The organism is Streptomyces sp. NPDC053493, from assembly GCF_044544825.1.
Classification (GTDB): domain Bacteria; phylum Actinomycetota; class Actinomycetes; order Streptomycetales; family Streptomycetaceae; genus Streptomyces.
This window is the reverse complement of sequence record NZ_JBITXS010000011.1, coordinates 43,490-62,744: the sequence shown is the minus strand read 5'-3', so window position 1 is coordinate 62,744 and position 19,255 is coordinate 43,490. Positions and strand designations below refer to the sequence as shown.

The 19,255-nt window shown below is 73.9% G+C and carries 13 protein-coding genes and 1 pseudogene; 12 read left to right on the top strand and 2 right to left on the bottom strand.

The window, feature by feature from the left end; all coding sequences use genetic code 11:
* Positions 1 to 120: 120 nt before the first annotated feature.
* The 6 genes and pseudogenes from ACIGO8_RS27305 (at position 121) to ACIGO8_RS27280 (ending at position 9,341) form a co-directional block, all read left to right on the top strand.
* Positions 121 to 1,341 (top strand): amidohydrolase, encoded by a 1,221-nt coding sequence (locus tag ACIGO8_RS27305; RefSeq protein ID WP_399735968.1) that lies wholly within the window; start codon positions 121 to 123, stop codon positions 1,339 to 1,341.
* Positions 1,342 to 1,513: 172 nt separating this feature from the next.
* Positions 1,514 to 2,653, top strand: a complete 1,140-nt coding sequence (locus tag ACIGO8_RS27300; protein ID WP_399735965.1) for a glutamate--cysteine ligase — start codon at positions 1,514 to 1,516, stop codon at positions 2,651 to 2,653.
* A gap of 358 nt (positions 2,654 to 3,011) precedes the next feature.
* Positions 3,012 to 4,797, top strand: a pseudogene (locus ACIGO8_RS27295) (N-acetylglutaminylglutamine amidotransferase).
* On the top strand, positions 4,770 to 6,800 hold the full coding sequence (locus ACIGO8_RS27290) for an alpha/beta fold hydrolase (protein ID WP_399735962.1): 2,031 nt from the start codon (positions 4,770 to 4,772) through the stop codon (positions 6,798 to 6,800). Before ACIGO8_RS27295 ends, ACIGO8_RS27290 begins: the two are co-directional and overlap by 28 nt.
* A 351-nt stretch (positions 6,801 to 7,151) precedes the next feature.
* Positions 7,152 to 8,576, top strand: coding sequence for a nucleobase:cation symporter-2 family protein (locus tag ACIGO8_RS27285; RefSeq protein ID WP_399735959.1), 1,425 nt, complete (start codon positions 7,152 to 7,154; stop codon positions 8,574 to 8,576).
* A gap of 60 nt (positions 8,577 to 8,636) precedes the next feature.
* Positions 8,637 to 9,341 (top strand): helix-turn-helix domain-containing protein, encoded by a 705-nt coding sequence (locus tag ACIGO8_RS27280; RefSeq protein WP_399735957.1) that lies wholly within the window; start codon positions 8,637 to 8,639, stop codon positions 9,339 to 9,341.
* A gap of 48 nt (positions 9,342 to 9,389) precedes the next feature.
* On the opposite strand, the gene ACIGO8_RS27275 is transcribed toward ACIGO8_RS27280, so the two are convergent.
* Positions 9,390 to 10,439 (bottom strand): TolB-like translocation protein, encoded by a 1,050-nt coding sequence (locus ACIGO8_RS27275; protein ID WP_399735954.1) that lies wholly within the window; start codon positions 10,437 to 10,439, stop codon positions 9,390 to 9,392.
* Positions 10,436 to 11,695 (bottom strand): MFS transporter, encoded by a 1,260-nt coding sequence (locus tag ACIGO8_RS27270; protein ID WP_399735952.1) that lies wholly within the window; start codon positions 11,693 to 11,695, stop codon positions 10,436 to 10,438. Before ACIGO8_RS27270 ends, ACIGO8_RS27275 begins: the two co-directional genes overlap by 4 nt.
* Positions 11,696 to 12,288: 593 nt before the next feature.
* Here ACIGO8_RS27270 and ACIGO8_RS27265 point away from each other — a divergent pair.
* The 6 genes from ACIGO8_RS27265 to ACIGO8_RS27240 all read left to right on the top strand — a co-directional run bounded on the left by ACIGO8_RS27265 (position 12,289) and on the right by ACIGO8_RS27240 (position 19,254).
* Positions 12,289 to 13,482 (top strand): hypothetical protein, encoded by a 1,194-nt coding sequence (locus tag ACIGO8_RS27265; RefSeq protein WP_399735949.1) that lies wholly within the window; start codon positions 12,289 to 12,291, stop codon positions 13,480 to 13,482.
* Entirely contained in the window at positions 13,479 to 14,261 is a 783-nt protein-coding gene (locus tag ACIGO8_RS27260; protein ID WP_399735946.1) for a WecB/TagA/CpsF family glycosyltransferase, read from the top strand. The genes ACIGO8_RS27265 and ACIGO8_RS27260 overlap by 4 nt, the downstream gene beginning before the upstream one ends.
* Entirely contained in the window at positions 14,261 to 15,517 is a 1,257-nt protein-coding gene (locus ACIGO8_RS27255; protein WP_399735943.1) for a nucleotide sugar dehydrogenase, read from the top strand. The genes ACIGO8_RS27260 and ACIGO8_RS27255 overlap by 1 nt, the downstream gene beginning before the upstream one ends.
* A 5-nt stretch (positions 15,518 to 15,522) precedes the next feature.
* A complete protein-coding gene (gene wecB / locus ACIGO8_RS27250) occupies positions 15,523 to 16,626 on the top strand; it encodes a non-hydrolyzing UDP-N-acetylglucosamine 2-epimerase (RefSeq protein ID WP_399736414.1) in 1,104 nt (367 codons plus the stop codon).
* A 112-nt stretch (positions 16,627 to 16,738) separates the two neighbouring features.
* Complete coding sequence (locus ACIGO8_RS27245) at positions 16,739 to 17,611, top strand: chain length determinant protein (RefSeq protein ID WP_399735941.1); 873 nt, start codon at positions 16,739 to 16,741, stop codon at positions 17,609 to 17,611.
* 14 nt (positions 17,612 to 17,625) lie between these two features.
* On the top strand, positions 17,626 to 19,254 hold the full coding sequence (locus ACIGO8_RS27240; RefSeq protein WP_399735938.1) for an oligosaccharide flippase family protein: 1,629 nt from the start codon (positions 17,626 to 17,628) through the stop codon (positions 19,252 to 19,254).
* Position 19,255 lies beyond the last annotated feature (1 nt).

The window sequence follows — 19,255 nt, the reverse complement described above, 5'->3', positions numbered from 1 at the left end:
CCGGCGGGCCCGGCCGGCACGGCGAGCCCGGCGGCGGGCGGGCGCGGCGGGTGTCGGACGCGCCCGGAGTGGAAGACGCGGAGGAGTCAGGCAAGCCGGCCCCGACCCGAGGAGGCCCTCGTGTCATCGTCCCTGGAGTCCCGCTACGCCCGGATCCGCCAGCAGGTGGACGCCCGCGCCGACCGCTTGTGGGAGGTGGCCCTCACCCTGCACCGCGAGCCCGAGACGGCGTACGAGGAGCACCGGGCGGCCCGGCTCCTGAGCGCGGAACTGGAGCGCGGCGGATTCCGCGTACGGACGGGCGTGGCCGGCCTGCCGACCTCCTTCGTCGCCGAGGCCGGCCCGAGCCATCAGGACGGGGAGCGGACCGGGCCCCGCGTCGCCCTGCTGATGGAGTACGACGCGCTGCCGGGCCTGGGGCACGCCTGCGGACACAACCTGATCGCCTCCGCGGGCCTCGGCGCGGCGCTCGCCGTACGGGCCGCGCTGGGGGAGACCGCCGGCACCGTGCTGGCCGTGGGAACGCCCGCCGAGGAGCGCGGCGGCGGCAAGGTCGCCATGGTGGAGGCGGGCGTCTTCGACGGGGTCGACGCGGCCCTGATGTTCCATCCGGGCGTGTACGACTGGGCCCGGGCGCCGCTGACCGCCAGCGCGCAGGTGCGGATCGGCTTCCACGGGCGCGCCGCCCACCCCACCGGCAACCCGACCCAGGGCATCGACGCCCTCGGCGCGCTGATCCAGCTGTTCAACACCCTCGGCGTCCTGAGCCGGCGGCTGCCGCCCGGCTCCCATGTGCAGGGCATCGTCTCCGAGGGCGGCGAGGCGACCAACATCGTCCCCGCCTACGCCGAGGGCCTCTTCGGGCTGCGCGGCGCGACCACCAGCGCGCTGGAGGACCTTGTGGACGAGCTGCGCGCCTGCGCCGAGGGCGTCGCGCTCGCCACCCGTACCAAGGCCGAGGTGACGGACGTCGGCGGCCGCTACGAACACTTCCGGGACAACGACGTGCTCTCGGACCTCTTCGCCGGGCACCTCGCGCGCACCGGCATCCGGCTCACCGACCCGACGCCCGGGATCTACCTCGGCTCCTCGGACATCGGCAACGTGAGCACCCGGGTCCCGGCCGTCCATCCCTTCGTCGCCGTCATGGGCGCGGACGGGCCCGACGGGTCCGACCACACGCCCCGCTTCGCGGAGGCCGCCGGCAGCCCCCGAGCCCGCCGGGTGATGCTGAACGCGGCCGAGGCACTCGCGTGTACGGCCGCCGACGTCCTGCTCGGCGCGGGCGTGGCGGAGCGTGCCTGGGACTGCCACCGGCGCAAGGCCGGAGCAGGGCTGTGAGGGCGCGGGCCCGTCCTTCGTGCGAGGTCGGAGGCATGCCGGGCGCGAGTCGGGGCAGTCGGTGGTTCACGAGGAGCCGCCGCCGTGAAGGCGCGGCCCGCGACCTGAGAAGGCCGTCCGATCACAGGGAGTCACGGTGACCGTCCGCATCGGGGTCGAAGAAGAGTTTCACGTGATCGACATCGAGAGCGGACAGTTGGTGCCGCGCGCCGGTGCGGTGTTGCGTGCCGTGGAACGGTACGGCGACACCTTCACCGGGGAGCTGCCCCAGTCCGTGGTCGAGTCCAACAGCAAGGTCCACGAGACCCTCGACGGACTCTTCGCCGACCTGACCACCACCCGCGCCCGGCTCGACCGCGCGGCCGCCTCCGAAGGCCTGGCCGTCGTCGCCGCCGGCACCGCCCCGCTCGCCCGGCTCGGCTCCGTACCCACCGCCGACGACGATCCGCGCTACGCGCGCATGACCGGCGACTACCGCCGGCTCGCGGACGAGCAGCTGATCTGCGGCGTCCACGTGCACGCGGACGTGCCCGACCGGGACACCGCGGTCCGCGCGATGTGCGTCGTCGCACCGTGGCTGCCGGTCCTCCTCGCGCTGTCCGCGAGCTCGCCGTACTGGCTCGGCGCGGACACCGGGTACGCGAGCTGGCGCACCATGGTCTGGCAGCGCTGGCCCACCGCCGGCCCGCCGGCCTGCTTCGCGGACGCCGAGGAGTACGACCGGGTGGTGGGCGAGCTCGTCGGCTCGGGCGTCATCAGCGACCCCGGCATGATCTATTACGACGTCCGTCCCTCGGCCCATCTGCCCACCCTCGAACTGCGCGTCTGCGACGCCTGCCCGCGCGTGGAGACGGTGGTGCTGATCGCCGCGCTCTACCGGGCGCTCGTGGCCGATGCCCGCGCCCGGCTTGCGGCCGGGGAACCGGCCTGCGACGGGAACCACGCCTGGCTGCGCGCGGCGACCTGGCGCGCGGCCCGCTCCGGACTGGAGGGCGACCTCGTCGACCCGGTGACCCGCCGCCCCACGCCCGCCTCCGCCGTGGTGCGCGGGATGCTCCGCCGGCTGCGTCCCGTCCTGGAGGCGCACGGGGACTGGGCGGCCGTACGGTCCCTGGCGGAGGAGGCCCTCGCGCGCGGCAGCGCCGCGGAGCGGCTGCGGGCCGCGGCCGCCCGGGAGGACCTGTTCGCGGGCGTGGACCAGCTCCTCGCGGACACCCGCGGCAGGTCCCGGCCGGCCGCCCGGCAGCCGCGCCCCGCCGCGAAGGCCCGCACGACCCGTCGCGACGGGCGGGCGGCGGCGGGAGCGCGATGAACCGGCCCGGCGCGGGCGACAGCCCGCAGCGCCCGCCCGACGTGCGCCGGCCCGCCCGCGCCCGGCCCGCCCGCGCCCGGCCCACCGCGGCGCGTCCGGCGGCCCCGGAGCCCGGCCGCCTCGACACCGGCCGCCCCGCTCCCGGCCACGTCGGCACCGGTCGCCTTGACTACGACCGGCACGACGACCACCGATACGACGACCACGGATACGACGACCACCGACACGACGACGACCGACCGTCCGACCGAGGAGGGACGCCCATGCGAAAACGTTCCCGTCTGCCCCTTCACCCCGCCGAGTCCACGTCCCGTACGAGCCGTACGGGGCGGTCCACCGTCCAGGGAGGTGACGTCCCGTGTGCGGTCTGACCGGTGAGATGCGGTTCGACGGAAGCCGTCCCGACCTGGCGGCGGTGGAGCGCATGGCCGACCGGCTGGCGGCCAGAGGACCCGACGGACGCGGCCTGTGGGTCAAGGGCGCCGTCGCCCTGGGCCACCGACGGCTCAAGATCATCGATCTGAGCGACCGCGGCAGCCAGCCCATGACCGACACCGAGGCCGGGTCTGACCTGCGTCTTCAACGGCTGCATCTACAACTACCAGGACCTCAGGGAAGAGCTCCGGGGACTCGGACACACCTTCACCACCACCTCGGACACCGAGGTCGTGCTCAAGGCGTACCGCCAGTGGGGCACCGACTTCGTCACGCGGCTCGTCGGCATGTTCGCCGTCGCGCTGGCGGAGCACCGCACCGGCCGGCTCGTGCTGGTCCGCGACCGGCTCGGCATCAAGCCCCTCTACCTCGCCGAGACCGCCGGCCGGCTCCGGTTCGCCTCCACGCTGCCGGCCCTGCTCGCCGGCGGCGGAGTCGACACGACCCTCGACCCGGTCGCCGCCCACCACTACATGAGCTGGCAGTCCACGGTCCCCGCGCCGCGCACGATCCTCGCCGGAATACGCAAGCTGCCCCCGGCCACCGTCCGCGTCGTGGAACCGGACGGCACCCACGCCGACCACACCTACTGGCAGCCCTCCTACGCGCGCCGCGCCGAGTTCTCGGGCATGGGCGCCGAGGAGTGGCGGGACGCCGTGCTGGACGCGCTCCGCACCGCCGTACGGCGCCGGATGGTGGCCGACGTGCCCGTCGGCGTACTCCTCTCCGGCGGCCTGGACTCCAGCCTGATCGTGGCCCTGCTGGCCGAGGAAGGACAGGCGGACCTCGCGACCTTCAGCGTCGGCTTCGAGACGGAGGCCGGCGAGGAGGGTGACGAGTTCTTCTACTCCGACCTCGTCGCCCGGCGCTTCGGCACCGACCACCACCAGCTGATGGTGCCGTCCGACCGGGTCTCCACCGCGCTGGACGCGGCGGTCGCCGCCATGAGCGAACCCATGACGAGCCATGACGTCGTCGCCTTCCACCTCCTGTCGGAGCTGGTCGCGAAGGAGGTCAGCGTCGTCCAGAGCGGCCAGGGCGCCGACGAGGTCTTCGGCGGCTACCACTGGCACCAGCGGCTCGCGCAGGCCTCGCGCGCCGAGCAGCCCGACCGGTACGCCGAGGTGTACTTCGACCGCGGTCACGCGGACCTGGAGAAGATCCTGCAACCGGAGATGCTGCCGCTGCGCGACGTGTCCCGGGAGTACATCGAGGCCCACATGGCCCAGCCGGGCGCCGAGACGGGCATCGACGCGGCGCTGCGCACCGAGACCCATGTGATGCTCGTCGACGACCCCGTGAAGCGGGTCGACAACATGACCATGGATTGGGGCCTGGAGGCCCGGGTGCCCTTCCTCGACCACGAACTCGTCGAGCTCGCGGCCGCCTGCCCGCCCGAACTGAAGCTCGCCCAGGGCGGCAAGGGCGTCCTCAAGGACATCGGGCGGACGGTCCTCCCGCGCGACGTGGTCGACCGGCCCAAGGGCTACTTCCCCGTGCCCGCGATCCACCACCTCGCCCCGCCCGTCATGGAGCGCGTCCGGGACGCCCTGGCCGCTCCCGCCGCCCGCTCCCGCGGGCTGTTCCGCGAGGAGTACGTCGCCTCCCTCCTGGAGGCGCCCGACGACCACCGCGCCCACCGCGGGCAGAACGCCCTGTGGCAGGTAGCGTTGCTGGAGATATGGCTGCAGACGCACGGAATCGACTGACCGGAGAACGCCGGCCGGGCGCGCCCGCGGCGCAGCCCCTGCCGGCCGGGGCGGGGCACCAGGACACCCCGCCGCTGCAGACGGCGCACGCCTGCTGGTATCCCTCCGCCGACCCCGGCGGCGAGCGCATCGCGTTCGTCTGCGACCGGGGCGGCTCGCCGCAGCTGTGGGTCGGACGGGCCGACGACGAGCAGGCCTGGCCGCTCGACACCACGCCCGACCACGTCACGGAGGTCGCCTGGTCGCCGGACGGCCGGTGGATCGCGTACACCGTCGCGCCCGGCGGCAGCGGACACACCCGCGTGCTGTGCGTCCGCCCCGACGGCTCGGACCGCAGGGTCCTCGCCGGGGCGGAGCCCGGCACGTCCGCCTATCTCGGGTGCTGGGTCGGCGACGGTTCGGCGCTGGCCGTCACCGTCGCCGAGCCGGTCGACGAGGCGGGCGATCCCGTCCGGCGCCCGGAGGAGCCGCCGGCCGGGGCGGAGCGCGACGGGCCCGCCACCCTGCTCGGCGCGGACGGCCGCCCGGTCCGGGGCGACGGCCCTGGGCCCGTGCGCGACCGCCTCTCCGCCTATCTGATCGATCCCGACGGCACCCGCCCGCCGGTGCTGCTCGCCGACGAGTCCGCGGCGGCCACGCTGCGCGTCTGCGACGTCAGCCGCGACGGCCGGCTCGCGCTGCTCCGGCGCGGGCCGCGCGGCGGCCGCGAGGCGGTCGTGGTCCGGGTCGCCGACCAGGCCGTGGCGTGCACGCTCCCGGTCGCCGACGGCGACCCGTGGATCGGCCGCTTCTCGGCCGACGCCGGCACGATGTGGCTGCGCAGCGACCACGGCGCCGAGTTCGCGGCCCTGCTCGCCGTCGACCTGGACGAGGAGGGGCGACGCACCGGTCTGCGCGAGATCGCCCGGAGGGCCGCCCACGACCTGGAGCTGTTCGCGCTCGTCGAGGACGGCCGCCGCGCCGCCCTGGTCTGGAACGCGGCCGGGATCAGCGAGGTGGAGACCCTCGCCCTGCCCGAGCCGGAGACGGTGCCGCTGCCGCCCCGGACGGTGAAGCTCGAGCACGAGGTCGTCACCCGCGTCGCCGCCGCCGGTCCGCACGGTCTCGTGGCCGCCCTGGCCGGATCGCAGCGCCGCCCGGGCGTGTGGCACCTGGCCGACGCGTCGACCGCGCTGCGTACGCCGTGGACCGCGCGGGACGCCGACACGGTGCCGCCCGGACCCGCGCCGGTGCGCCCGGTCCCGATGCGGCCGAAGGCCCGCGACGGGCTGCGCCTGGGCGGCTGGTACCACCGCGCTCCCGGCCGCGCGCCCGGCGAACCCGCGCCCTGCGTGGTCCACTTGCACGGCGGCCCCGAGGAGCAGGAACGGCCGGTCTTCGACCCGCTGTACCACGAGCTGACCGGCCGCGGCCTGGACGTCTTCGCCCCCGACGTCCGCGGCTCGTCCGGCTGGGGCCGCACCTTCCGCGACGCGGACCTCGGCGAGGGGCGCTTCGCCGCCATCGACGACGTCGCCGACTGCGTCGCCCACGTCGTCGAGGCCGGCCTGGCCGACATCCGGCGCCTGGCCGTCATGGGCCACTCGTACGGCGGTTACCTGACGCTCGCCTCGCTCGTCTGGCATCCCGGACTCTTCCGCACCGGCGTCACCGTCTGCGGCATGTCCGACCTGACGACCTTCTTCGCCACGACGGAACCCTGGCTGGCCGAGTCGGCGGCCCACAAGTACGGCCACCCGGAACGCGACCGGGCGCTGCTGCGCGCGCTCTCGCCCATGAGCCGCGTCGACGCCCTGAGCGTTCCCCTCCTCGCCGTCCACGGGGCCCACGACACCAACGTCCCGCCGCGCGAGTCCGAGCAGATCGTGCGCGCCGCCCGGGAACGCGGTCAGGAGGCGGAACTGCTCCTGCTGCACGCCGAGGGCCACGACTTCCGCCGCGCCGACAGCCGGCGCCTCTTCCGCCGGACCGCGGCGGACTGGATCGAGAAGCGCCTCGCCTGAACCTGCCGATGATCCATCTGACGCGTCCTCAGGTCTGCCAACGAAATCCGCACCTCGGGCCGCCATCGGCCATGGATTCGTAAGTTACTTCGGGGTTTTGCTTAAAGAACGGGGCCCTTCGCCTTGCGTGACGACCCGGCGTCGTGGAAGATCTGACTCCGGTCCGGGCCCCGTTCGCCCCGGCCTCCCCCCTGCCTCCATGTCTGGACGCCTGGCCGCGCACCGGTAATCCCGTGCCGCCAGCCGGTGAACCGCCCGATCCGCGCGGCCGCCCGGATGCTCCCTCCGAGGCTTTCCCGCGCGGCCCGGCCGCGCCTCCTCTCATTCACCTACCCTCAAGGCAAGGCAGAGATGGCACCACTGTCCTCGCGCCGACGACCCCTGAACGCCGGGCATCCGGTCGACGAGGTCCTCCCGCTTCCCACGCTCGCGCTCTACGGATTCCAGCACGTCCTGGCGTTCTACGCCGGCGCGGTGCTCGTCCCCGTGATCCTGGGCAACAGCCTCGGCCTGACGCGGCAGGAGCTCGTCTACCTCATCAACGCCGACCTGGTCACCGCCGGCATCGCCACCATCATCCAGGCGTGGGGCTTCTGGCGGGTCGGAGCCCGGCTGCCGCTGGTGCAGGGCGCGACCTTCACCGCCGTCTCGCCGATGATCGCCATCGGCCAGGGCGCGGGCGGCGGCACCGCCGGACTCCTGGTGGTCTACGGCGCCGTCATCACCGGTGGCGTCGCCGTGTTCCTCTTCGCGCCCTTCGCCGGGCGGCTGACCGCGTACTTCCCGCCGATCGTCACGGGCACCCTGCTCACGGTCATCGGCATCGTCCTCATACCGGTCGCCCTCCAGGACGTCGGCGGCGGCGCCGCGCTCCTCGACAGTCCCCGCTACGGAGACCCCGCCCAACTCGCGTACGCCGGCGGCACGCTGCTGTTCATCCTGCTGGTGGTGCGGTTCGGCGGACCGTTCCTGCGCAGCATCGCGGTCCTGCTCGGACTGGTCGGCGGGACCGCCGTCGCCTGGCTGCTCGGCGACGCCGAGTTCGGGTCGGTCGACCAGGCCGACTGGGTGGGCGTCAGCACGCCCTTCCACTACGGCCTGCCGCACTTCTCGCTCTTCCCCATGCTGGCGATGGTCGTCGTCATGCTCATCACCGTCGTGGAGACGACCGGCGACGTGTACGCCATGGGCGAGATCACCGGGCGCGACGTCGACGGCGACACGGTCAGCCGCGCGCTGCGGGCCGACGGCCTGGCCACCGTACTCGGCGGCGTCTTCAACTCCTTCCCGTACGTGGCGTTCGCCGAGAACATCGGCCTGGTCCGCATCTCCCGCGTCACCAGCCGCTTCGTCGTGGTCGCCGCCGGTGTCTTCATGATCGGTCTCGGCCTGGTGCCCAAGGCCGGCGCCGTGGTGGCCTCCGTGCCCCACCCGGTGCTCGGCGCGGCGGCCGTCGCCATGTTCGGCATGGTCGCCACCGTCGGCATCCAGATCCTCGCCAAGGTCGACCTGCGGGAGGAACGCAACGCGATCATCCTGGCGGTCAGCCTCGGCGCCGCGATGCTCCCGACGGCCGTCGGGCCCTTCTTCGAGCGCATGCCCATCGAGGTGCGGGCCGTCCTGGGCAGCGGGATCACCCTCGGCACCCTGACGGCCGTCCTGCTGAACCTCTTCTTCCATGTGCTGGAGAGCCGCCGCCGACGCCAGGACATCGACTGGGACGGGCTGGCCACGTACGACGACGGGACAGGTTCGCAGACCGCCACGGCCCGCTGACCCGCTCCCGCTTCCCGGAGCCCGCCGCTCCGAGAAGGCGCCCACCGAGGTGATCCGTACGTGACCCACCCTCCCTTCTCGCCCGCCCAGGCCCGGGCCGCACGTCTGCGCATCGGCCTGGCTCCCGAACAAGTCGTCGCCGCCATGGCCCAGTTGGGCCTGCACCGCCCGGTGGAGATCCTCATGTGCTGGGAGTCGGGGGCGGTGGCGCCGTCGGAGGCCGAGCTCTTCGCCCTGGCCGACGCGCTGTGGTGCCCGGTCCCGGTCCTGATGGACCTGCGGCCCCGATCCCTGCGCGAACACCGCCTGGCCCGGGGTTTCACCGCCGAACGGCTGGCCCCGCGGGTCGGCATGGACGTGCGCGACTACGTCCGCGCCGAGAACGACCACCGCTGGAACGGCACCGACCGGCAGACCCTCGTCCTCGCCGACGCCCTCGGCCTCGAACCGGAGGAACTGCTCCGCGTCATCGGCCGCGCCGGCGAACTCGACGGCCTGCTCCGGCAGGCCGTCGAGGGCCGATGGAAGCAGTACACCACCCCGCTCGCCCGCCTCCTCGGCGCGCGCGAGCGGACCGTGGCGCAGGCCCTGCGCACCCTGCACCAGGAACACGCCCGCTTCAACGAGCGCTACATGGGCCATCTGGTGGCGCGCAGCGACGACACCCGGCTGAAGGAGATCGCGACGGAACGGGCCGCCTGGCTGCACGACCTGTCCGCCCGCTTCCTCCACCTCGTCGGCCACGAGCCGCCGGACCCGGTCTGAGCCGCGTCCGAAAGGGCGCGGAGGCCGTCCTGAGCCGGGGACCGCGCCTCACTCCGCCCGCGCGGCCGGCGGCGCCGGTGGCGCGAGGCCGTCCTGCAGGAGGAGCCGGGGCGCGCCCGTGCCGTCGGCCGGGACCGTCCAGACGTCGTCGGTGTCCGGGCGGGAATCGGCGGCCGGCAGGGCGTAGGCGAGGGTCCGGTCGTCGAGCCAGACGGCCTGGTCGTCCACGCTGCGCCGCTCCGCGAGCGGAGTGGACCTCAACGTGCGCAGGTCCAGGACGTGTTCGCGCCACAGCGCCGTCCTGCCGAGGACACGCTTCTTGTACGCGACGCGGGTCCCGTCCGGAGACAGGGACGGGCACTCGACGTTGCGGGTCAGCGTGGTGACGCTGCGGGCCGCGAGGGAACCGCGGACGAGATAGGTGTCGTCGCCCGTGCTGAGCGTCGCGTAGAAGGTGTCGTCGTCGGCCGCGAAGGTGACGCCCCAGAAATTGACGTCCTGGTTCCGATAGGGCCTGCCGTCCAGGACGATCCGGAACTCCTCGAGATTCGCGGAGAGTTTCCAGCCGCGGGTGTCGAGGATCGAGGTGCGGGTGGAGAAGAAGGCCGTGCCGTACGACTCGCCCTTGACGAACACCGTCCACGCGGCCAGCCGCCCGCTGGGCGAGACCCGCGCGCGGCTCGGAATGCCCGCCACCGGGAAGGACTTCAGCGTGGCCAGGTCCCGGTCCAGGATCTGCGCGCGGTACGCGGGACGGCCCAGGACCGTGGTGGCCTGCAGGCACACACCCGTGCCCGCGGCGGAGTGGAACCGCAGACAGGACACGTCCGACGCGGTGCGCGTGGCGCCCGCCGCCCCGTCCGCCGGGACCGAGACGAGCCGGTCGCGGTGCGGGCCGGCCGCCGTGGTGCGGAAGACCAGCCGGCCCGGCTCGTCCAGGGACACCTTCCCGTTCGCGAAGGCCGGGCCGCCCGGCCGGGGCTTGTTCTCCTCGGCGGCCCGGTCGGCCGCCGACAGGACGGACCAGGCGCCCACGCCGCCGAGCAGCAGCAGCCCGGCGAGCAGGACGAGGACGCGGCGCAGCGGGGTGAGGGTCATCGCGGATCTCCCGAGGGACGCAGGGCGGCGCCGGCGACGACCGCGCAGCAGGCGAGGCCGGCGGCCGCCGCGGCGAGCGCGGGACCGTCGCCCCACGCGGCCCAGGCGGCGCCGAAGGCCAGCGAACAGCAGAAGCGGGCCAGCGCCTGGCCGGTGCCGACCAGGGCGATGCCGCTGGCCCGCAGCCGCTCCGGCACCACGGCCGCGACCGCCGCGGGCAGCACCCCGTCGGTCGCCGCGTAGAACGTGCCGTGCAGCACGAGCACCAGATACGGCAGGGCCGGCGTGCCCGGCGCCCACAGCAGCAGGCCGTACGCGAGCAGCAGCCCGGCGTGCCCGGCGAGGAACACCGCCCGGCGCCCGACCCGGTCGGCGAGCCGCCCCAGCGGCAGCGCCAGAAGCAGGAACACCGCGGCCGTGCCGAGCGGCAGCAGCGGGAAGAGCTGCTCGTCGATCCCCGTACGGCGTTGCACCAGCAGATACACGAACGCGTCGCTCACCGTGGTCAGACCGAGCAGCACCGCGCAGCCGAACAGCATCCGCAGCCGCCGGCCGCCGAGGAGACCGAACGCCGCCCGCAGGCTCGCCCGCGGCTCCGCCGCCTCCGCCCGCCGTGCCGGAGCCTTCTTCCCGCCCGGGACGAAGAGGAGCAGGACCAGCACGCCGAGCGCCGCCACGCACCCGCTGACCGCGAACACCGCGTCGTAACCGCCCGCCGCCACGCCCAGGATCAGGAACGCGACGATCGGGCCGAGCAGCGCGCCCGTCGTGTCCATGGCCCGGTGCACACCGAACGCCCGGCCCTGCCGCTCCGGCGGCGCGGACAGCGAGATCAGGGCGTCGCGCGGGGCGGTGCGCAGTCCCTTGCCCGTACGGTCCAGGGCGAGGGCCGCGCCCAGCGCGCCCAGACCGTGCACGAGCAGCAGCGGCTTGCACAGCGCCGACAGGCCGTAACCGATCCCGGCCACCAGCTTGTGGCCGCGCACCCGGTCGGCCAGATGACCGCCGGTGAGCTGCACCAGCGCGCTCACCCCGTTCTGCACGCCGTCGAGCAGACCGAATCCCAGCGGGCTGAGCCCGAGCCCCATCACCAGGTACAGCGGCAGGACGGCCGTCACCATCTCCGTCGAGACGTCCGTGACCAGACTGACCGTGCCCAGCGCGAGCACGGTCGGGGACACCGCCCGCACCGTGCCGCGCACGCGGTCCGGCGCCGAGGACGTCCCGGGCTGCGGTGAGCGATCGGCCAGATACACGGTCAAGGACTCCAGCTGCCGGCGTGAGCGGGTGAACGCGCGCCCACTGTAACCGCTGCGGCCCCGTCGGAAGGGCGCGATCGGTGCGGCTTAGCGACTGCTTGCCACCAATTCCGCGAAAGGCCTCATCGTCACCGTGTTGTGCGCCTATCTTCCCGTTGTACGCTGCGAGTTGAGCACAACGTTCGCGCTGTGCGCTGGGGGTGTCGTGGGGGGTTTCACCGGCAGGAGGCCGAAGCGTCGTCGCTTCGTCGCCGACTGTCCTTCTCATCATGCCCGGGTCCGTCAGGCCCGGGTCCGATCGCGCACCGGCATGCCCGAGAACCGGGAGTCCGCCGGATAGCCGCGCCGACGCACGGGAGTGGCATCCCTCCGGGCTGCCGCTGCTGCGTCCTGCCCCGGCGCCGGACGACCCGTGCCGCCGTTCCACGCTTCACCGCGGCGTCCACCGCAGTCCGCCGCACTCTCATCGCACGCGTGCCACTAGCCAGCCGACCCGGGCCAGCCGCTCTGGCCCGGGACCGACCGACCCGAGGGGGGTGGGTGTGTCCGATCGTCCTGCCAACACACCCGACAGTCCACGCAGTTCACGGATGACCGGGCTCGCCCGAGCGGACCGACCGCTCCACGGCCTCGCCACCCGGCTGCTCACGGTGGCCGAGCACGGACTGCCGCGCATGCTCCTGCCGGACGGGACCGGCTTCGTCTTCACCCGCGCCGCGCGCCCCGCCGCCGACGGCACCTGGAGCCTCGAACAGCGCGGGCACAGCATCCGCTACGCCGCCATCACCGCCCTCGGCGCCCGCTTCCTGCCCGCCGGCCGGCAGCGCGCGGTCCTCGGCGGCCACACCGCCGAGGAGTTCACCGGACTGCTCGTCGAGCGGCTGCCCGGAGTGCGCAACCTCGGCGACGCCGCCCTCGTCGCCTGGGCCGCCGCCGAGACCGGCCAGCCCAAGCTGGCCGACGCGCTCGACCGGGTCGCCGCCCTGGACGTGCCCGGCCGGCCCCAGTACACCGTCGAGGCCGCCTGGGTGCTCTCGGCGCTCGCCGCCGCCCGCGCCACCGTCGACGTGGAGCAGCGCCTGGCCGCCGCCCGCGACCGGCTGCTGCGCGCCCGGACCGCCGGCAGCCCGCTCTTCCCCCACGCCACCGGCCCCGGCCTCACTCCCTGGTACCGCGACCACATCGGCTGCTTCGCCGACCAGACGTACCCGCTCCAGGCGCTCGCCCGCGCGCACGCGAGCGGGGACGGCGACCCTCGGGCGCTGGAGGCGGCCGACGCCTGTGCCACCCGCATCTGCGCCCTCCAGGGTGACGGCGGCCAGTGGTGGTGGCACTACGACGCCCGCCGCGGCACCGTCGTCGAGGGCTATCCGGTCTACAGCGTGCACCAGCACGCCATGGCCCCCACCGCGCTCCTCGACCTCGCCGAGGCCGGCGGCACCGACTTCGGCGAGCCGATCCGCCGCGGCCTGCGCTGGATGACCGAGGTCCCCGAGCTCGCCCGGGCCGGCGCGCCCGAGCCGATGATCCTCGACGACCTCGGCGTCACCTGGCGCAAGGTCCACCGAGGCGACCCGAAGAAGGCCGTGCGCGCCGCCCGCGGGCTCACCACCCGGGTGGCGCCCGGCCTGCGCCTCGGAGCGCTCGACTCGCTGTTCCGCCCCGCCGCCGTGGACCGCGAGTGCCGCCCGTACGAGTTCGGCTGGATGCTCTTCGCCTGGCTCGGCTCGCTGCGCGACGCGGGCTCCGACGTCACCACCGGGAAGGAGGAGGCCGCGAGATGACGACACGTCAGAACCTCTTCGGCGTCACCCTCGACGCGCTCACCATGGACCAGACCGTGACCCGCTGCCTGGCCGCCGTCCGCGCCGGCGAACGCCTGGAGATAGGCGTCGTCAACGCCGCCAAACTGGTCAACATGCGCCGCGACCCGGCCCTCGCCCGGGCCGTCTCCGGCTGCGACCTCGTCCTCGCCGACGGCCAGGCGGTCGTCTGGGCCGGCCGGCTGCTGCGCCGCCCGCTGCCCGAACGCGTCGCCGGCATCGACCTGTTCACCCGCCTGCTCCGCGAGGCCGAACGCGAAGGACTCTCCGTCTACTTCCTCGGCGCCCGGCAGGACGTCCTGGAGAAGATGCTCCGCCAGGTCGCCGTCCGCCACCCCGGCCTGCGCGTCGCCGGAAGCCGCAACGGCTACTTCGACGACAGCGAGCAGGCCGCCGTCGCCGACGCCATCGCCGACAGCGGCGCCGACATGCTGTTCCTCGGCATGACCTCCCCGAAGAAGGAGATCTTCACCGCCGGTTACGGCGAGCGCAGCAAGGTGGCTCTCGTCCACGGCGTCGGCGGCTCCTTCGACATCCTCGCCGGAATCACCCGCCGCGCCCCCGAGCGCTGGCAGCGGCTCGGCCTCGAATGGCTCTACCGCGCCCTCCAGGAGCCGCGCCGCCTCGGCCGCCGCTACCTCACCACCAACGTCTCCTTCGCCCTCATGACGGGACGGGAGCTGCTGCGCCGTACACCGTCGATCGGCGCCGCGAACACCATCAGCAGGGGGGAGTCCTGATGCGCGTCGTCGTCGTCGGACAGGGATACGTCGGTCTGCCGCTCGCCATCCGGGCCGCCGAGACCGGGCACGAGGTCATCGGTTACGACGTGGACACCGAGCGGGTCAAGAGCCTCGCCGCGGGGGAGTCGTACGTCGAGGACGTCTCGGCCGAACGCATCCGCGCCGCCCTCGAGGCCGGCACCTACCGGGCCAGCGACTCGGTACGGGACTGCGGCGGCTTCGACGTCGCCGTCGTCACCGTCCCGACCCCGCTGCACGAGGGCACGCCGGACCTGCGCTACATCGAGGAGTCGGCCCGCTCCCTGGCCCGCTACCTGCGCCCCGGCGCGACGGTGATCCTGGAGTCCACCACCTATCCCGGCACCACCCAGGAACTGTTCGGACCGCTCCTCGAGGAGGGCTCCGGCCTCGTCGCCGGAGCCGACTTCCACCTCGGCTACAGCCCCGAGCGCATCGACCCCGGCAACCCGGTCTGGGGCTTCGAGCAGACGCCCAAGGTCGTCTCGGGCGTGGACGCCGCCTCGCTCAAGGCCGTCCAGGACTTCTACGACGGCCTGGTCGACACCACGGTGCCGGTCGGCTCGCCCAAGGAGGCCGAGCTGGCCAAGCTCCTGGAGAACACCTTCCGGCACGTCAACATCGCCCTCGTCAACGAGATAGCGATGTTCGCCCGCCACCTCGACATCGACGTGTGGCAGGCCATCGACGCCGCCTCCAGCAAGCCCTTCGGCTTCATGCGCTTCACCCCCGGGCCCGGCGTCGGCGGCCACTGCCTGCCCATCGACCCGTCGTACCTCTCCTGGCGGGTCCAGCGCGAACTCGGCCAGAGCTTCCGCTTCGTCGAACTCGCCAACGACATCAACAACCACATGCCCGACTACGTCACCCGGCGCCTGGTCAACGCCTTCAACACGCGCAAGCGGGCCGTCAACGGCTCGAAGATCCTGCTCCTGGGCCTCGCCTACAAGAAGAACACCGGCGACGCCCGCGAGTCGCCCTCGCTGCGCATCTCCCAGCTCCTCCTCGACATGGGCGCCGAGGTCAGGGCCGCCGACCCGCACGTCGTCGAGGGCCACCAGGTCGACACCCGGCTCGTACGCGTCGAGCTCACCCAGGAGGAACTCGCCGCCGCCGACGCGGTGGTGCTGCTCACCGACCACGACGCCTTCGACTACGGACTCGTCGAGGCCCACGCCGCTTACGTACTCGACTGCCGGCGCCGGCTGAGCGGTCCCAGGATCGAGGTGCTGTGACCCCCATGCGGATCATCTGCGTCGCGGGCGCGCGACCCAACTACATGAAGATCAAACCGGTCATGGACGCCCTGGAGGCGCGAGGCGCCGAGGTCGGCCTCGTCCACACCGGACAGCACTACGACCCGGCCATGAACGACGTCTTCTTCCGCGACCTCGGCCTGCGGCCGCCCGACCACTTCCTCGGCGTCGGCTCCGGCAGCCACGCCACCCAGACCGGCCGGGTGATGGCCGCCTTCGAGCCGCTCGTCGACGAACTCGCCCCGGACCTCGTGGTGGTGGTCGGCGACGTCAACTCGACGCTGGCCTGCGCCCTGGTCGCCGCCAAGGCCGGCCCGCTCGTCGCCCATGTCGAGGCCGGACTGCGCAGCCGCGACTGGTCCATGCCCGAGGAGGTCAACCGGGTCGCCACCGACCGGATCAGCGACTATCTGCTGGCGCCGTCCGACGACGCCGCCGACAACCTGCGCGCCGAGGGCTACCACGACGACCAGATCCACGTCGTCGGCAACGTCATGATCGACACCCTCTTCGCCAACCTGGAGCGCGCGGAGCGCTCACCCGTCCTGGACGACCTCGGCGTCGCCGCCGGCGCGTACGGACTCGTCACGCTGCACCGGCCCGCCAACGTCGACGACCCGGAGATCCTCGCCGGGCTCCTCAAGGCGCTCGGCGAGGTCGCCGCCCACCTGCCGCTCGTGCTGCCCGTGCATCCCAGGGCCGCCGAGAAACTCGACGCGCTCGGCGTGCCGGGCGGGATCCGGCTCGTTCCGCCCGCCGGCTACCTGGACTTCATCGCGCTCCAGGCCGGCGCCCGGATCGTGCTCACCGACTCCGGCGGCGTCCAGGAGGAGACCACCGCGCTCGGCGTCCCGTGCGTGACGCTCCGGGACAACACCGAGCGCCCGATCACCGTCGAGCAGGGCACCAACGTGCTGGCCGGCCGTGACCCGGAGCGGATCGTCTCCACCGCCCTGCGGCTCCTCGACGACCCGCCGCCGCCCCGCCGGCCCGAACTGTGGGACGGACGGGCCGGTGAGCGCATCGCCCGCGTCCTCCTGGAGGGCGGGACGGCGAGCGGCCGTCCGCGGCCGACCGACCACCGCTGACCGCAGAACGTGGTGATCGCGAAGGGCTCACAACCTGACGCGATCCCACCTATCCTCATCTGCGGCAAGGCAGTTGAGCAGCCGCCTGACGGGGCGCGCAAGGGGGAACGCCATGGACCTCGCAGAGATCTTCCGGGTCATGTGCCGACGGTGGTACGTCCTGGTGCCCGGGCTGCTGCTCACCGCCGGACTCACCGCGGGCGCGTGGCTGCTCGTGCCCGTGTCGTACGAGTCGCAGAGCACCGTCGCCATGCTCAACTCCCGCAAGGGCGCGGCCGCCGACGGCAATCCCTTCCTCAGCATGGAGCCCTCGCTGACCGGCATGGCCGACAGCCTCGCCCGCAACGTGAACTCCGACGCGTCGAAGGCGGAGCTGAAGGCCAAGGGGCTCGACCTGAAGTACGAGGCCAAGATCGCGGACAACGCCCAGGGCCCGCTGCTCTGGCTCACCGTGACCGGCGACGACCCGGACGCGGTCCTCCAGGGCAACAAGACGCTGATGGCGTTCACCGGCCAGCGCCTCAAGGACCTCCAGGCGGACCAGTCGGTGCCGGCGGACTCCATGATCCGCATCACCACGATCGTCCCGCCGCAGGACCCGGAGGCCAAGCTCAAGTCCAAGGTGCAGTACCTGGTCATGGCCGGGGGCCTCGGCGTCGTCCTCAGCCTGGTGGCCACCTTCTTCGCCGAGGCGCGCCGCCGCGGCCGTGCAGGGCGGGAGCGGGCCGGCGACGACCTGCCCGAAGCGCCTGCCGAAGAGCGGCGGCCGCACCGGAAGCCGCAGGAGCAGTTTCCGGAGCAGCTCCACGAGCAGCCGCAGGAGCACTCGCCGGAGCAGTCGCACCAGCAGCCGCAGGAGCGGTTCCCGGAGCAGCTCCACGAGCAGCCCCAGGAAACGCCCACCGATCAGCCCACCGTCCAGCTGCCCGTACTGCCCGTCTCCGAGCGGCGGCCCGCCAAGCGGCCGCCGTCGTGGGTGAAGTGACGAGGAGCCCCTCGATGGAGTCCGCAAGCGCCGACGGCCAGGCGTCCCTCGGGACCAAGGTCCGCTCGGCGACCCGCTGGAGCCTCGTCAACACCATGGTGATGCGGCTCGGCAACTTCGCCACCGGCATCGTCCTGGTGCGCTACGTCCTCGACCCCGCCGCCTGGGGCGTGTACGGCGTCGCCCAGACCGTCCTCATGGTGCTGCTCTCCGCCAACGAACTCGGCGTCACCCTCGCCGTCGTCCGCTGGGAGGGCGACGTCCGCCGGTTCGCGCCGACCGTGCTCAGCCTGAGCGCGCTCTCCAGCGGCCTGCTGTATCTCGCGCTGTTCGCCTCCGCCCCGGCCGTCGCCGCGCTGCTCGGCTCCGGCGAGGCCACCGCCGTGCTGCGCGTGATGTGCCTGTGCCTGGTGCTCGACGGCCTCTCGCAGGTGCCCGCCGGCGTCCTCACCCGCGAGTTCCGCCAGGGCCGCCGGATGGTCATCGACGCCCTCAACTTCGTCGTCAGCACCACCGTCACCCTCGTCCTCGCCCTCCAGGGCTGGGGCGCCATGAGCTTCGCCTGCGGAGCCGTCGCCGGCAACGTGGTCGCCCTCGCCGGCTGCGCCCTCGCCGCGCCCGGCATGCTGCGCTTCGGCTGGGACCGCGCACAGGCCGCGGCCCTGCTGCGGTTCGGGCTGCCGCTCGCCGGCGCCAGCATGCTCGCCCTCGCCGTCGTCAACGCCGACGCGATGATCGTCGGCGCGATCCTCGGCAACGTCGCCCTCGGCTTCTACATGCTCGCCTTCAACATGGCCGGCTGGCCGGTCCGCGTCATCTCCGAGACGGCCCGCCGGGTCTCCTTCGCCGGCTTCTCCCGGCTCGCCGACTCGCCGAAGGCCCTCTCCGACGGCTTCGCCCGCGCCCTCGGCGCCCTCATGACCGCCACCGTCCCGGCCTGCGTGCTGCTCGGCGCACTCGCCGGGCCGCTGATCGAGCTGGTGTACGGGGCCCGGTGGCGGCCCGCCGCGGAGGCGCTGCCCTGGCTGATGGCCCTCGGCCTCGCCAGGATCGCCGCCGAGCTCACGTACGACTGCCTCGTCGCCGTCGGCCGCCGCCGCTCGCTCCTGCTCATTCAGGGCCTGTGGCTGGCCGCCCTGGTGCCCGTACTGATCCTCGCGGCCCGCGCCGGCGGCATCGAGACCGTCGCCGCCGGCCATGTCGTGGTCGCCGGAGCCGTCGTCCTGCCCGCCTTCCTCCTCGCCCTGCGGCGCGGCGGCGTCGCCACCCGTGCCCTCGCCCGGGTCTGCGTCCGGCCGGTGCTCGGCGGCGCCGTGATGGCCGCGGTCCTCCTGCTCCTCCGCCCGCGCCTCGGGGAGGGCCTGGCCGCGCTGTGCGCCACGAGTGTCCTCGCCCTCGTGGCGTACGGGCTGTGCGCCCTGCCCACCCGCACACTGGTACGCGGCGCGCTCGCCCGGCTCCGCCCGGACCCGGCGACCGCCGGGACGGCCGTGGCAGCAGTGGCAGCCGTGCCCGCGGCCGGCAGCGCGCCCGCCCCGGACGGCGCGCCGACGGGAGACGACGCGCCCGCCACCGACGGGACGCCCGCCCTCCCCTCCGTGCCGGCACAGAAGCGGCCGGCCGCCCCGGCCCGTGAACGATGAG

What these genes read in the sequence shown, in the direction of transcription:
- wecB (WP_399736414.1), top strand. Translation starts at nt 15,523, where the DNA reads ATGCGGATCATCTGCGTCGCGGGCGCGCGACCCAACTACATGAAGATC.
- ACIGO8_RS27285 (WP_399735959.1), top strand. Translation starts at nt 7,152, where the DNA reads ATGGCACCACTGTCCTCGCGCCGACGACCCCTGAACGCCGGGCATCCG.
- ACIGO8_RS27260 (WP_399735946.1), top strand. Translation starts at nt 13,479, where the DNA reads ATGACGACACGTCAGAACCTCTTCGGCGTCACCCTCGACGCGCTCACC.
- ACIGO8_RS27275 (WP_399735954.1), bottom strand. Translation starts at nt 10,439, where the DNA reads ATGACCCTCACCCCGCTGCGCCGCGTCCTCGTCCTGCTCGCCGGGCTG.
- ACIGO8_RS27265 (WP_399735949.1), top strand. Translation starts at nt 12,289, where the DNA reads ATGACCGGGCTCGCCCGAGCGGACCGACCGCTCCACGGCCTCGCCACC.
- ACIGO8_RS27290 (WP_399735962.1), top strand. Translation starts at nt 4,770, where the DNA reads ATGGCTGCAGACGCACGGAATCGACTGACCGGAGAACGCCGGCCGGGC.
- ACIGO8_RS27255 (WP_399735943.1), top strand. Translation starts at nt 14,261, where the DNA reads ATGCGCGTCGTCGTCGTCGGACAGGGATACGTCGGTCTGCCGCTCGCC.
- ACIGO8_RS27240 (WP_399735938.1), top strand. Translation starts at nt 17,626, where the DNA reads ATGGAGTCCGCAAGCGCCGACGGCCAGGCGTCCCTCGGGACCAAGGTC.
- ACIGO8_RS27245 (WP_399735941.1), top strand. Translation starts at nt 16,739, where the DNA reads ATGGACCTCGCAGAGATCTTCCGGGTCATGTGCCGACGGTGGTACGTC.